Source organism: Saezia sanguinis (assembly GCF_003991585.1).
Lineage (GTDB): Bacteria > Pseudomonadota > Gammaproteobacteria > Burkholderiales > Burkholderiaceae_C > Saezia > Saezia sanguinis.
In genome coordinates this window covers 447,903-460,969 of the sequence record NZ_PQSP01000001.1, presented here as the reverse complement: position 1 = coordinate 460,969, position 13,067 = coordinate 447,903, and the positions used below count along the sequence as shown (strand labels likewise).

10 protein-coding genes are annotated in these 13,067 nt (G+C 51.4%); 4 read left to right on the top strand and 6 right to left on the bottom strand.

Going from position 1 to position 13,067, the window contains the following annotated elements; translation table 11 throughout:
- Positions 1-313: 313 nt before the first annotated feature.
- A complete protein-coding gene (locus tag CUZ56_RS02050; protein WP_126977742.1) occupies positions 314-2,989 on the top strand; it encodes an autotransporter outer membrane beta-barrel domain-containing protein in 2,676 nt (891 codons plus the stop codon).
- Between the two features lie 85 nt (positions 2,990-3,074).
- Here the strand turns inward: CUZ56_RS02050 and iscA are convergent, their stop codons facing one another.
- The 5 genes from iscA to polA all read right to left on the bottom strand — a co-directional run bounded on the left by iscA (position 3,075) and on the right by polA (position 8,930).
- Entirely contained in the window at positions 3,075-3,398 is a 324-nt protein-coding gene (gene iscA, locus CUZ56_RS02045) for an iron-sulfur cluster assembly protein IscA (protein WP_126977740.1), read from the bottom strand.
- Positions 3,399-3,429: 31 nt separating this feature from the next.
- Positions 3,430-3,816, bottom strand: a complete 387-nt coding sequence (iscU, locus tag CUZ56_RS02040) for a Fe-S cluster assembly scaffold IscU (protein WP_126977738.1) — start codon at positions 3,814-3,816, stop codon at positions 3,430-3,432.
- Between the two features lie 66 nt (positions 3,817-3,882).
- The gene (locus CUZ56_RS02035) at positions 3,883-5,103 is read right to left on the bottom strand and encodes an IscS subfamily cysteine desulfurase (protein ID WP_126977736.1); all 1,221 of its coding nucleotides are present in this window, start codon (positions 5,101-5,103) and stop codon (positions 3,883-3,885) included.
- 101 nt (positions 5,104-5,204) lie between these two features.
- Entirely contained in the window at positions 5,205-5,735 is a 531-nt protein-coding gene (iscR, locus tag CUZ56_RS02030; protein WP_126977734.1) for a Fe-S cluster assembly transcriptional regulator IscR, read from the bottom strand.
- Between the two features lie 384 nt (positions 5,736-6,119).
- On the bottom strand, positions 6,120-8,930 hold the full coding sequence (gene polA, locus CUZ56_RS02025) for a DNA polymerase I (RefSeq protein ID WP_404948020.1): 2,811 nt from the start codon (positions 8,928-8,930) through the stop codon (positions 6,120-6,122).
- Positions 8,931-9,117: 187 nt separating this feature from the next.
- Here polA and CUZ56_RS02020 point away from each other — a divergent pair, with 187 nt between their 5' ends.
- The 3 genes from CUZ56_RS02020 to CUZ56_RS02010 are packed head-to-tail and all read left to right on the top strand — an operon-like array spanning position 9,118 to position 11,402.
- The gene (locus tag CUZ56_RS02020; protein ID WP_126977730.1) at positions 9,118-9,477 is read left to right on the top strand and encodes a hypothetical protein; all 360 of its coding nucleotides are present in this window, start codon (positions 9,118-9,120) and stop codon (positions 9,475-9,477) included.
- Between the two features lie 18 nt (positions 9,478-9,495).
- Positions 9,496-10,530: a homoserine kinase gene (locus CUZ56_RS02015; protein WP_126977728.1), complete on the top strand. Its 1,035-nt coding sequence runs from the start codon at positions 9,496-9,498 to the stop codon at positions 10,528-10,530.
- A 2-nt stretch (positions 10,531-10,532) separates the two neighbouring features.
- The gene (locus CUZ56_RS02010; RefSeq protein ID WP_126977726.1) at positions 10,533-11,402 is read left to right on the top strand and encodes a BPSS1780 family membrane protein; all 870 of its coding nucleotides are present in this window, start codon (positions 10,533-10,535) and stop codon (positions 11,400-11,402) included.
- Between the two features lie 72 nt (positions 11,403-11,474).
- On the opposite strand, the gene CUZ56_RS02005 is transcribed toward CUZ56_RS02010, so the two are convergent.
- Positions 11,475-13,046 carry a TerC family protein gene (locus CUZ56_RS02005; protein WP_126977724.1) on the bottom strand — a complete coding sequence of 524 codons (1,572 nt, stop codon included), beginning with the start codon at positions 13,044-13,046 and terminating at the stop codon, positions 11,475-11,477.
- Positions 13,047-13,067 lie beyond the last annotated feature (21 nt).

Here is a 13,067-nt window from a genome sequence, read left to right as displayed (position 1 = left end):
AATTACCCTTCTTTGCGGATAAATAGCCTCTTTCACAGAGGCTATTTTATTTTTTGCCACCCCATGTCTCAGATCACAAATGATGTGAACATTGAACCACAAGGTCACAATGAATGCGATGGGTTTTCATTAAATAAGAATCATTTAATCTTAATTTCTGACGAAGTTCAATCAAAGAAAAAAACAAAAATCGGCTTCTGTGAATTATTTAACATGAATTGGCAGCGTTCACGCTACAGTCCTATCCTCTTTTTTAGCCAAAGGTAGACAATTCGTCATAAGAATCAATCAATGACGCCAAAAGAGGTATGAAATGGCTCAACGTGCAACCCCCCCATTCAAGTTGAAAAAACTGTTGTATGCAACAACTGCCGGAGTGATCGGTGCAGGCTGTATTGTAAGCAACGCATCTGCGGCAACTTTTTACACGGCTGACGCCAGCAATTCCACGACATCGACTGTCGGGCTCAGTGCGTCAACCCTTGGCAACGGTGTTTTAAGCAATCCATCCGCATTGACCACCGGGTCAAATGTCTTCAAGTATTCGGCCATCATATTCACCGCGACAAGCAGTGGTAGCTTTACCTTCGGGCAGACCTATGCGCCAAGCGATACAGTCATGATTCTGTATAACGGTGTCTACGATCCAAGCAGCCCGGGAACCGGGGCAATCGTTGGCAATGATGATACCTCGCAGGCAACGCATCGGACAACATTGGGAGATCCTTCTCTTACCACCATGTGTGGTACTACAAACTATTGCCCACAAATCACTTTCAGCGTCACAGCCGGCATTACCTATACGCTGTTTGTTTCCGGCTACAGCATCTCAGCAAGTAATAACTTAACACTCCCGTTCCAGTTCTATTCCACCGGAGATGTGCTTTTTGGCGGCTATACCGGACGCTCACCGATTGACCTGATGCAGCCCAACTACCTGGGCAGCGAGCTGGGTGTTACGGTTGACCCGATCTTTGTCGGGGGCACCCTGAAAATGGATCTGGTCAATGGTATTTATACAGACGACTTTACGCTGTCCAATATCGCCAGCAGCAACATCGACCAGAATGGCAACAATTCGGTATTTACCGGTATTTTTTCTGATGCGGTCAGTGGTACTCCTGGTGTCATCACCATTGACAATACGGGTACAGGCGGCTCGGTCAGGTTTGAAGGCATCAACACCTATACCGGCTCGACAACGCTCAAAGGCGGGACGCTTGTCGTATCGCAGGATGCCAATCTGGGCGACCCTACCGCATCGCTCATATTTGATGGCGGAGCCCTGCAAACCGTAGCAAGCTTCTCAAGCGCACGCGACGTCACACTGAACTCTACCGGCACTGTCATTGTGGATGCCGGAACGACGTTTGATCTTTCAGGGGTAGTCTCTGGCACAGGTTCCTGGAGCAAAAACGGTGCCGGTACGCTGGTGCTGAATGCAGACAACATTTATACAGGTACAACCACCATTGATGCCGGCACACTGATGGTGGGCGATAGCAGCCACCCGACTGCTGCTCTGAGCGGTGGTGGCAGCGTGATTGTGAACGCAGGCGGAACTTTGGGCGGATATGGTTCCATTACCGCTGATGTGAACAACTCGGGCATTGTTGCTCCCGGTTCGGCTGCGAATGTTCTTTCCGGCACCACCGGAAGCCTGACAATCCATGGCAACTACATCGGGAACAATGGTGCACTGCATCTGAACGGCGCTTTGGGTGATGATGTTTCTTCCGTGACTGACAAACTGGTGATTGATGGCAATGCATCCGGCACCACGTATGTAACGGTCAGCAACGTAGGCGGCCTGGGTGGGCAGACACTTGAAGGCTTTGAGATCATTGATGTGAGCGGTACATCAACCGATTCCGCTTTTGTGCAGGGTGGTCGTATCGTGGCAGGCGCGTATGAATACAGCCTGATGAAAGGCAACGTCAGCGGACTTGATCCTGAGAGCTGGTATTTGACCAGTGAATACATCATTACCGATCAGGGCGGTAATAAAACACAGACCGGCGTCTATATGATGCGCCCAGAAGGCGGAACTTATTCAGCCAATCTGGCAGCGGCAAACAACATGTTCAACATGCGTTTGCATGACCGTCTCGGGGAACCGCAATTTGCCGATAGCCTGAGCGCGCAGGATAAAGTCAGCAGCCTGTGGATACGTTACGACTATGGGCACAACAGGTCTGGAGATAGCAGCGGCCAGTTGACCAACAAGTCTGATCGTAGCGTTGTGCAGGTTGGCGGCGATATTGCACAGTGGAGCAGCAACGGCAGCGACCGTTTTCACTTGGGTGTGATGGGGGGGTATGGCCGGGTCAATATCGATACCGACTCTTCTTTAACCGGGTACCGTTCTTCCGGTAAGGTCGATGGCTACAGCCTGGGCGTTTATGGCACCTGGTATGCCAACCAGGAAGATAAGTCAGGCCTTTATGTGGACGGCTGGATTTTGTGGAATGATGTCAATGCCAAGGTCAATGGCAGCGGCCTGGCAGAAGAAAGCTATGACATCAAAGGGGTAACCGCTTCTCTGGAAGCCGGATATTCATTCCAGATTGGCCAGATGAACGAAGAATATGGCGTGTGGATTCAGCCCCAGGCCCAGGTGACCTGGATGGGCGCCAAAGCCGATGACCATATGGAACACAACGGCACCTGGGTAACCAGCAACCGCAACAATGTGCAGACCCGTTTGGGCGCCAGAGGCTACCTGAGCAATATCAATAGCCAGGCCAGCCAGAATGTTGTGCAGCCCTACCTTGAGCTGAACTGGATACACAACACCAAGAGCTATCATGTCAACATGGGGGGCACAGAAGTGTCTCAGGATGGCGCCAAAGATGTGGGAGAAGTGAGAATTGGTATGGAAGCCAATATCAGCAGAAACACCACCTTATGGTTCAATGTGGGGCATCAGATGGGTTCCAATTCCTACCGTGATACAGCCGCACAGTTTGGGTTGAAATACAGCTTCTGATGGGATGGAATGCAAAAAATAAGGGGACATCATCATGTCCCCTTTTCTATTTGCTTGCAGCAAGTGCAACTGTCATTGCTGATGACTAAATCCGGAAGGACTCACCACAGCCACAGCGACCGCGCTCATTGGGATTGTTGAAGCGAAAACCTTCGTTCAGCCCTTCTTTCACAAAATCAAGCTCTGTGCCTTCCAGATAAGGCAGGCTTTTGGGGTCGATCAGCACTTTCAGTCCCTGAGAGTCAAAAACCACATCTTCCGGTGTGACCTCATCCGCGTATTCGAGCTTATAGGCCAGACCGGAACAGCCCGTTGTTTTAACACCTAAACGAATGCCAATGCCTTTGCCGCGCTTTGCCAGGTAGCTCGATACATGGCGAGCCGCAGATTCAGTTAATGAGACCGTCATTTCATCATCTCCTTTTATCAGGCGCTTTTGCTCAATGGCTTTGACGTGTTTTGTAGTCACTCACAGCGGCTTTAATGGCGTCTTCTGCCAGAATGGAGCAGTGAATTTTAACCGGAGGCAAAGCCAGTTCCTGCGCAATCTGGTTGTTTTTGATTTCCAGCGCCTGATCCAGCGTTTTGCCTTTGACCCATTCTGTAACCAGGGAGCTTGAGGCAATGGCCGAACCGCAACCATAGGTCTTGAAACGGGCATCTTCAATTACACCCGTTTGCGGATTAACCTTGATTTGCAGGCGCATCACATCGCCACAGGCCGGCGCACCAACCATGCCGGTACCCACGGATGCATCATCTTTTTCAAAAGAGCCCACATTGCGTGGATTTTCGTAATGATCAACAACTTTATTACTGTAAGCCATTTTTAACTCCTCCCAATACAGAAAACAGCTTTTGCTTGGGATTACTCCAATATGAACGCTAAAAAATCAATGGGCGGCCCACTGAATCGTATTCAGGTCAATGCCATCCTTGTACATATCCCACAAAGGGGAAAGTTCACGCAGCTTGGTCACATTGTGGCGGATTGCCTGTACTGCATGGTCAATCTCTTCTTCGGTTGTAAAGCGGCCAATGGTCATGCGCAGACTGGAGTGTGCCAGTTCATCATTGCGCCCCAACGCGCGCAACACATAGCTGGGCTCCAGGCTGGCCGATGTACAGGCCGAGCCTGACGATACAGCAACGCCCTTGAGCCCCATCATCAGAGACTCACCCTCCACATAATTGAAACTGATGTTCAGATTGTGTGGAATGCGGTGCTCCAGGTCACCATTGATATATGTTTCTTCCAGCCCCTGAAGCCCTTTGAGCAGGCGCTGCTGCAATGCATGCATGCGCGGGAGTTCGGTGGCCATTTCTTCACGGGCAATGCGGAACGCTTCACCCATGCCAACAATCTGGTGTGTTGCAAGCGTGCCGGAACGCATTCCGCGCTCATGGCCTCCACCGTGCATCTGGGCTTCCAGGCGCACACGGGGTTTACGGCGCACGTACAGGGCACCAATTCCTTTAGGGCCATAGGTTTTGTGTGAGGCCAGGCTCATCAGATCGACCGGCAGCTTCTGCAGGTCAATTTCCACTTTGCCGGTAGCCTGCGCCGCATCGACATGGAAAATAACATTGTGCTTGCGGCAAATCTGACCGATGGCCGTAATATCCTGAATCACACCGATTTCATTATTGACCAGCATGACGCTGGCAAGAATGGTATCAGGCCGGATGGCGGCTTCAAATGCGTTCAGATCCAGCAGCCCGTTGGGCAAAACGTCCATATACGTGACGTCAAAACCTTCGCGCTCCAGCGCACGCATGGTATCCAGAATGGCTTTGTGCTCTGTTTTAACGGTGATCAGGTGTTTGCCACGGGATTTATAAAACTGTGCAGCACCTTTGAGAGCGAGGTTGTCAGACTCTGTTGCCCCTGATGTCCAAACAATTTCTCTGGGATCGGCATTGATCAGCTCAGCAACCTGTGTGCGTGCTTTTTCCACGGCTTCTTCTGCTTCCCAACCCCAGGCGTGCGAACGCGATGCAGGATTGCCGTAATGCTCTCGCAGCCATGGAATCATGGCGTCTACCACGCGGGGGTCGCACGGGGTTGTAGAACTATAGTCCAGATAAATTGGAAAGTGTGGGGTCGTGTCCATTTTTGATGTATCGCTTTTATACTTGCCCAAAAACCACCCAAAGACTTCGTGTCCTAGGCATCATCAAACTGCTCACGGTATTACTACCAGCGTCAGGTAATTTATTTTGTAAAAGCCGCTCCCAATGCAAACACCGAATTGGGTGCATTGACTTTGATGGGTTTTACAACCGGTGCAGAAGAAATTGCACGCTTGATCGGCGCATCTTCCACCGTAACACCTTTGGCCAGTTGCTCGTCTACCAGTTTTTTAAGCGTGACAGAGTCCAGAAACTCGATCATCTTGGAATTCAAGGAAGTCCACAACTCGTGGGTCATGCAGCGCCCGCCCTCACCCAGGCAGTTTTCTTTGCCGCCGCATTGGGTTGCGTCAATCGGCTCATCCACAGCCACAATGATGTCTGCCACTGTGATGCTTTCAGGCTTACGACCCAATGTGTATCCACCGCCCGGACCGCGTGTGCTTTCCACCAGTTCATGGCGGCGCAGTTTGCCAAATAATTGTTCCAGATAAGACAGAGAAATTTGTTGCCGCTGGCTGATTGCAGCTAATGTGACAGGCCCCATATGCTGCCGCATCGCCAGATCAATCATGGCAGTAACGGCAAACCTTCCCTTTGTTGTAAGACGCATGGCTGACACTCCTATATTTTTCCTAAGCCTGCTCAAGCACAGGCAGCTATTTAACACCAATTGCAGTCACTGGATACGTTCATCATCGCGATGAATGCACTGGATAATAAATAAGCTGACTCACATCAGCAATATGGTCAATCAGTGCACTCTGTTCACTAAAATTCCGAATCTTTTACTCGAGTATATCAGAGATTGAGCGATTCAGTCAAGATCGTCAAAGGGTCTTTTGCCATGGCAGCGCTGAATGCTCAGATTGCACCAGCCTTTCCCCGTCCCGGATACGGGTTTTTACTCTGGTGCTTTCCTTACGGCTGACCTAAAAGCAACTGCCACAGCCGGGAAATAACACTACTGACAAAATAGTTTCCAGCCTTGGCGGTATCAATGCGCTTCGTCCCAGTTGTTGCCAACACCGATTTCAGCAATTAACGGAACCTTGAGCGTAGCCACACTCGCCATGACCTTGGGAACTTCGGCCTGAATCCATTCAAGCTCATTTTCAGGCACTTCAAAAACCAGTTCATCATGAACCTGCATCACCATTTTGCTTTGGCGTTGCTCCTGATCCAGCTTATCCTGCATGGCGACCATCGCCAGTTTGATTAAATCGGCTGCCGTACCCTGCATTGGCGCATTGATTGCCGCGCGCTCTGCTGCAGCGCGTCTGGGGCCGTTCGGGCTGGTGATCTCGGGCAGATAAAGCCGGCGGCCAAAAACAGTCTCGATATAGCCCAGTTCTTTGGCACGCTGGCGGGTTTCATCCATATAGCGGCGTACCCCCGGATAACGCAGGAAGTAACGATCTATCCATGCCTTGGCTGCGGACGTTTCAATGCCCAGGTTGCTGGCAAGCCCGTAAGCGCTCATGCCGTAAATCAGGCCAAAGTTAATGACTTTGGCATAACGCCGCTGATCGGCACTGACTTCTTCAGGCTTCACGCCAAAAACTTCGCTGGCAGTTGCGCGGTGCACGTCCATCCCATGGGAGAAGGCTTTGAGCAGCCCTTCATCGCCGCTGAGATGCGCCATGATGCGCAGTTCAATCTGGGAGTAGTCGGCGCTGGCAATTTTGCAGCCTGCCGGCGCAATGAATGCCGTGCGGATGCGGCGCCCCTCTTCCGTCCGCACCGGAATGTTCTGCAGGTTGGGGTCGTTGCTGGCCAGCCGCCCGGTCACAGCAACCGCCTGTGCGTAATTGGTGTGCACCCTGCCGGTTGCCGGCAGAACCATTTGCGGCAGTTTGTCGGTGTAGGTGCTTTTCAGCTTGGACAATGACCTGTGCTCCAGAATCTTGGCTGGCAAAGGATAGTCCAGGGCCAGCTTCTCCAGCACTTCCTCATCGGTGGAAGGCGCGCCTTTGGCGGTTTTTTTAACAACCGGCAGCCCCAGTTTTTCAAAAAATATTTCGCCAATTTGTTTAGGGCTGCCCAGATTGAATTTTTCCCCTGCCAGTTCATACGCCTGCTGTTCAATCTCACTGATACGCTTGCCCAGTTCTGCGCTTTGCCTGCCCAGAACCTGTGCATCAACCAGTACGCCCTGGCGCTCCATACGTGCCAGTACGCGCGAAGTTTCCATTTCCAGAGCATAAATCCGGGCCAGCCCTGCCCCTTCTTTGGCACTTTGCTCGCGGGTCGCATCAATCTGAGGCCACAGTTTCTGATGCACATCCAGCGTCATGTCGCTGTCTTCTGCCGAGTAAGTACCGGCTTTTTCAATATCAACCTGGGAAAACGGGATTTGATGTGCGCCTTTGCCGCATAAGTCGGTGTAGCTCAGACCCTGGCGGTTCACGTGGCGCAATGCCAGGCTTTCAAGAGAGTGCTGTCGCTGCGCTTCCAGCACATAGCTTTCCAGCATGGTATCGTGTTGGTAGCCCTGCACTTTAATTCCATGGTTGGCAAATACATGCCAGTCGTATTTGATATTCTGCCCGAGTTTGGCAGCACTGGTGTTTTCCAGCCAGGGGCGGAATTTATCCAGAACCTCCTGCAAAGGCAGTTGTTCCGGTACGCCGGCATAGTCATGTGCCAGCGGAATATACCAGCCGCTGTAAGGTGCTACGGAAAAGCTCAGTCCGACAATGCGCGCCTGCATAGGCTCGAGCGATGTGGTCTCTGTGTCCAGAGCGACCAGATCTGCTTTTTGTATGGCATCCAGACAGGCGTTCAGCGTTTCCCAATCCTGTACCAGCGTGTAATTTGCAGCCCGCCCGGCAGCTTGTTGAGATGACGGCGACGGCTCATCGGGGAAAAGCTCTCCATTGGCAGAAGCATTTGAATTTGAGGAGCTTTCGCCAGAGGATACTGACTTTAATTCCTGGTCCAGTTGCTGCACGCGTTTGCGAAAACCAAAACGTTGCAGAAAATCCCTCAGTGCAGGTTTGTCTTCGGGCTGAATATGCAATGCATCCAGCTTGGGAAAGCCGTCTATCGCCTGCGTCAAGTTGCAATCGGTCACAATGGTGACCAGCCGTTTGCCTTCCGGCAGCCATTCAAGCGCCTGGCGCAGATTTTCACCAGCCGCACCTTTCATTGTGGGCGCGGCAGCAATCACACCATCCAGCGAACCGTACTCACTGATCCATTTGGCGGCTGTTTTCGGGCCCACCTTATTGACGCCAGGGACATTGTCGACCGCGTCGCCCATCAGCGTCAGGTAATCAATGATCTTGTCAGGAGGCACGCCGAATTTCTGCGTTACGCCATCAATATCCAGCCTTTCACCGGACATGGTATTTACCAGGGACACATGCTCGTTGACCAGTTGGGTGATGTCTTTGTCTCCGGTTGAAATCACAACCTCATAACCATTTTGTGCCCCGATGCAAGCCAGTGTGCCGATCACGTCATCAGCTTCAACGCCCGGCACTACCAGTAGCGGCCAGCCCAGTAAGCGCACCACTTCGTGTATGGGTTCTATCTGTGCCACCAGATCTTCGGGCATTGGCGGTCGATTGGCCTTGTATTGGTCATACCATTCATTTCGAAATGTTGGCCCTGGCGCATCAAATACGCAGGCACCCAGTACCGCAGGTTCACTTTTACGCAGGCTTTCCAGCATATTGACCATGCCGTGCAAAGCGCCTGTCGGCGGGCTGTTACGGTCTCCTGCCACCACATGCATATCGGGCATGGCATGGTATGCACGGTACAGGTAGCTGGAGCCATCAATTAAAAGCAGTTTTTTCATAAGCAGCAATTGTCACTTGTTTTATCTATCAGAGCCAGGCCTGCGTCTATTACAGGAAAAATAGTTTGATACATGGGAAACCCAATAACCGATATACTCTCACTTATTGCACATACACGCACAGCCCAGTGCTTATTTTTGCACAAACGCCCTGTGGCCCTGAGAGTACTTTATCCATTTTTAAATCATGTCAAAAATTATCACCACCGTCAGTTTTGCGACATTGGCCGTACTGAGTGGGTTCTATATGAATGCACAGGCCCAGCAAGATGCTGCTACCGGCAGTTCACCAGCGCCAGCCGCCGTACGGGTTCAGGACAGCCCTGAGGCAGATTCCGGCACGCCCGAAGCCAAAGCCGAGCGCATTCATATTGACGATGGCAGCATCCAGATCGATGAACTGCGTGTGCGTGGTGAAACACAGAGCATACAGGTGAAGCCGCAGGGCAATATGCCGTCTTATGAAGTGGTGCCGGATTCTCCTGCACAGCCATCTGACCGTAATAACAATGCGGGCCAGCGGGTCTGGCGTGTTCTGAGTTTTTAAACCGTCAGATCAATCAATATGGCTGTTTTTACAGAAGTCTCTTTTGACGAGGTACAGGCGTTTCTGGTTCCGTTTGATTCAGGCAAACTGATTGCACTGAAAGGTATTTCTTCAGGCATAGAAAATACCAACTATTTTGTCACAACAGATCAGGCGGAATACGTCCTGACTATTTTCGAGCGGCTGGATTTTGAACAACTTCCCTTTTACCTGGGACTGATGCAGCACCTGGCCGGTAAAGGTATTCCGGTACCGGCACCGCAGCCGCATCGCCAAGGCGCACATCAGGGCGAAATTCTGCATTCGTTAAAGAACAAGCCTTGCGCGCTGGTTGAACGCCTGTATGGGCATAACCAGTTGGCCCCTCAGATTCACCATTGTGCGCAGCTTGGCCATTACCTTGCGCTGATGCATACAGCCGGCTTGGACTTTCAGCTTCAGCAGCCTAATTTACGCGGGCTCTCCTGGTGGGAGGAAACCATTCCTTTGGTGCTGCCCTTTTTGTCAAGTGAGCAAAGCCAACTGATCCAAAACGAACTGGCCTTTCAGCAAAAAACGGCTGCCAGCGCGCAATACCAGCAACTGCCACGCGGTCCGGTGCATGCGGATCTGTTTCGCGACAATGCCATGTTTGATGGCCAGACGCCTGAAACCGAGCGGCTCAGCGGTTTTTTTGACTTTTATTTTGCCGGCATTGATACATTCATGTTTGACATTGCCGTATGCCTGAACGACTGGTGCGTGAACCTGCAAACCGGTGAACTGGATGTGCCCCGTGCACAGGCCCTGATGCAGTCATACCACCAGCAGCGCCCTTTGTCTGATGCGGAGCTGGCCATGCTGCCAGCCATGTTGCGAGCCGGGGCGCTGCGCTTTTGGACATCGCGCCTGTGGGACTTTTATCTGCCCCGTACCGCACAAATGCTGACACCGCACGACCCCAGCCATTTCGAGCGTATTTTGCGCCACCGCGTCAACCACCCATGGAATTGGCTGCCTGAAAAACACCTCTCTTCATCTGAACACCCTATCCCATCAGCTGACACTTTCTGACTATGAAACTCAATATTGTTCCCATGACCGCCGGTCAGCAATGGATTTTTCAAAGCTTTGCTGCGTTCAAACGCAGCCCCATGCATTTCATTGGTTTGGCCGTACTCAGTTTTTTCATGACATTTGCTTTGTCGTCAACATTGCCATATATAGGCCCGCTCTTGGCGTTCATGGTTTCTGTGTATTTCAGCCTGGCATTCATGATTGCCACCGATAATATCTTGCACAACAATCCGTCATCATTCACCCTGCTGCTTAACGGCATCCTAAATGCGCCGGCAGGCAAAAGACCGCTATTCACCCTGAGTGTCATGTACATGGCTGCAACGGTTCTGGTATGGCTGGTATGCCGACAGATCACCGCCAGCCTGTTTCCTGAACTTACAGCCCAGTTTGTGGAACTGACCATGCGGCTGTCAGACCCCAACAGCTCATCCATTGTTTTGTCTGAAAATGACCAGATGCTTCTCGTGCAGTACGTTTCTGTGATGAGTATCCAGTCCTTGTTCATTTATGTGATTGTGCTGTTCTTCTTTCTCTTCACCCCGGCTTTGGTTTATTGGGGGCAAATACCAGCAGCCAAGGCCATCTTTTTCAACCTGATTGCAGGTTATAAAAATATAGCAGCTTTTGCACTGTATGCAGTCATGTGGCTGGCCTTATTGACTATCAGCTTATTTATTGTCAGCCTGTTTTGCAGTCTGCTGGCGATGCTGCTGGGGTTGAACACATTTACCACCATGCTGCTTTTTTTCATTGTGGTAACGTGCTTTATGGCTTTATTTGCATTGTTTCAAATCTCTGTTTATTTTGCATTTAAAGCCTGCTTCAAAATGGATGCACCTGCACCAGCATCTGTGCCACCGCAATAAGTTTGCTTTTAGCCGTATAGCGTCAAACGCTCCCATTCTTTTGCAAGCAGAATGTGGAGCGTTTTTCTTACTTTAATCTGACTGATCCGGTTGTATTACTGGCAGCATGCTGATGCGTACCAGCTCGATGCGGCGCTTGTCCATCTCCACCACCTCAAAGCGGTAAGGCGCAATATCAATCACCGTGCCTTCCTGCGGTATCTGGCCATATTCAGCCAACAGCAGCCCTGCCAGCGTCGCATACTCTTCTCCCGGCTGGATAAAGTCAATGCTTCCCAGCGCCCGCTCCAACTGATGCAGGCTAGCACTGCCCTTGGCTAGCCAGACCTCGCCTTCCTGTTTGGTGATATCAGGCGTTTCATCTTCATCCGGAAACTCACCGGCAATGGCTTCCAGAATGTCCAGCGGCGTGATCAGCCCCTGAATTGCCCCAAACTCATCGGTCACCAGTACCAGACGGCGTTTGGCTGCCCGCAGGACTTTCAGCAACTGCAGCGAATCAATACTTTCCGGCACCATAATGGGCGGGTGCTGCTTGAGCATGTCATCCACGGCAATGCCATTTTCCATGGCTTCCAGTAGATCTTTGGCATTAACGACGCCAATCACATGGTCTAGATTGCCCTGGCAGACCGGAAACAGACTGTGCGGAGAATCCAGCAGCGCCTGCTTGATCTGCTCAGGCGTATCTTCGCTGTCAATCCAGGAAATATCCATACGCGGCGTCATGATGGTTTTGATGGAGCGGTCTGCCAGCGTGAGAATCCCGCGGATCATGAAACGCTCTTCATCCCCAAATACAGGGCTGTTCGCACCGGTCTGTACACTGGAACCGGATGTTGTTTCAGATGCAGCGGTAAAAGTGTGTTTGCCTCCGTGCAGCCCAATCATGTTAAAAATGGTATTCGCTGTTCGCTCCCTTAACGGAATACGCGCCTGGTACTTCAGGAAATTGCGGCGTGCCACCTGGTTAAAAATCTCGATCATGATGGAAAAACCGATGGCTGCATAGACGTATTTTTTATCCACATGCAGGCCGAAACCTTCCGCAATCAGTGTGGCGCCAATCATCAGCAAAAAGCTCAGACACAACACCACCACGGTAGGATGCGCATTGACAAATTTGGTCAGTGGTTTGGAGGCAAACATCATCGCCCCCATGGCAATACAAACCGCGCTGACCATGATCCAGAAGTGCTCTTTGGCCAAGCCGACAGCCATGATGACCGAGTCCAGCGAAAAAACCGCATCCAGAATAACAATCTGAACAACGACGCTCCACAATGTGGCATGCTCGCGTTGTCCATGCTCGGCAGCAGGCACACCTTCCAGCCGTTCATGCAGTTCCACGGTGGCTTTGAAAATCAAAAACAGCCCGCCGCCCAGCATGATCAGATCATGCACGGAAAACGGATGTGAAAAAACAGTAAACAGCGGCTCTGTCAGCTTAACCAGCAGGAACACCAGTGACAGCAGAATGATACGCATCACCAGCGCCAGTGAAAGCCCGATGATGCGCGCCTTGTCACGGTGCTGAGGGGGCAGCTTGTCAGCCAGAATGGCGATAAAGACCAGATTGTCCACCCCCAGGACAATTTCCAGCAGTATCAGCGTCACCAGCAGAATGATCAGGGAGAATTCCATTATGCATGCTCCTGTGTGCTT

Coding starts and splice junctions, on each gene's coding strand:
- CUZ56_RS02010 (WP_126977726.1), top strand. CDS start 10,533: ATGAAACTCAATATTGTTCCCATGACCGCCGGTCAGCAATGGATTTTT.
- CUZ56_RS02005 (WP_126977724.1), bottom strand. CDS start 13,046: ATGGAATTCTCCCTGATCATTCTGCTGGTGACGCTGATACTGCTGGAA.
- iscU (WP_126977738.1), bottom strand. CDS start 3,816: ATGGCTTACAGTAATAAAGTTGTTGATCATTACGAAAATCCACGCAAT.
- CUZ56_RS02015 (WP_126977728.1), top strand. CDS start 9,496: ATGGCTGTTTTTACAGAAGTCTCTTTTGACGAGGTACAGGCGTTTCTG.
- iscR (WP_126977734.1), bottom strand. CDS start 5,735: ATGCGTCTTACAACAAAGGGAAGGTTTGCCGTTACTGCCATGATTGAT.
- CUZ56_RS02020 (WP_126977730.1), top strand. CDS start 9,118: ATGTCAAAAATTATCACCACCGTCAGTTTTGCGACATTGGCCGTACTG.
- polA (WP_404948020.1), bottom strand. CDS start 8,930: ATGAAAAAACTGCTTTTAATTGATGGCTCCAGCTACCTGTACCGTGCA.
- CUZ56_RS02050 (WP_126977742.1), top strand. CDS start 314: ATGGCTCAACGTGCAACCCCCCCATTCAAGTTGAAAAAACTGTTGTAT.
- CUZ56_RS02035 (WP_126977736.1), bottom strand. CDS start 5,103: ATGGACACGACCCCACACTTTCCAATTTATCTGGACTATAGTTCTACA.
- iscA (WP_126977740.1), bottom strand. CDS start 3,398: ATGACGGTCTCATTAACTGAATCTGCGGCTCGCCATGTATCGAGCTAC.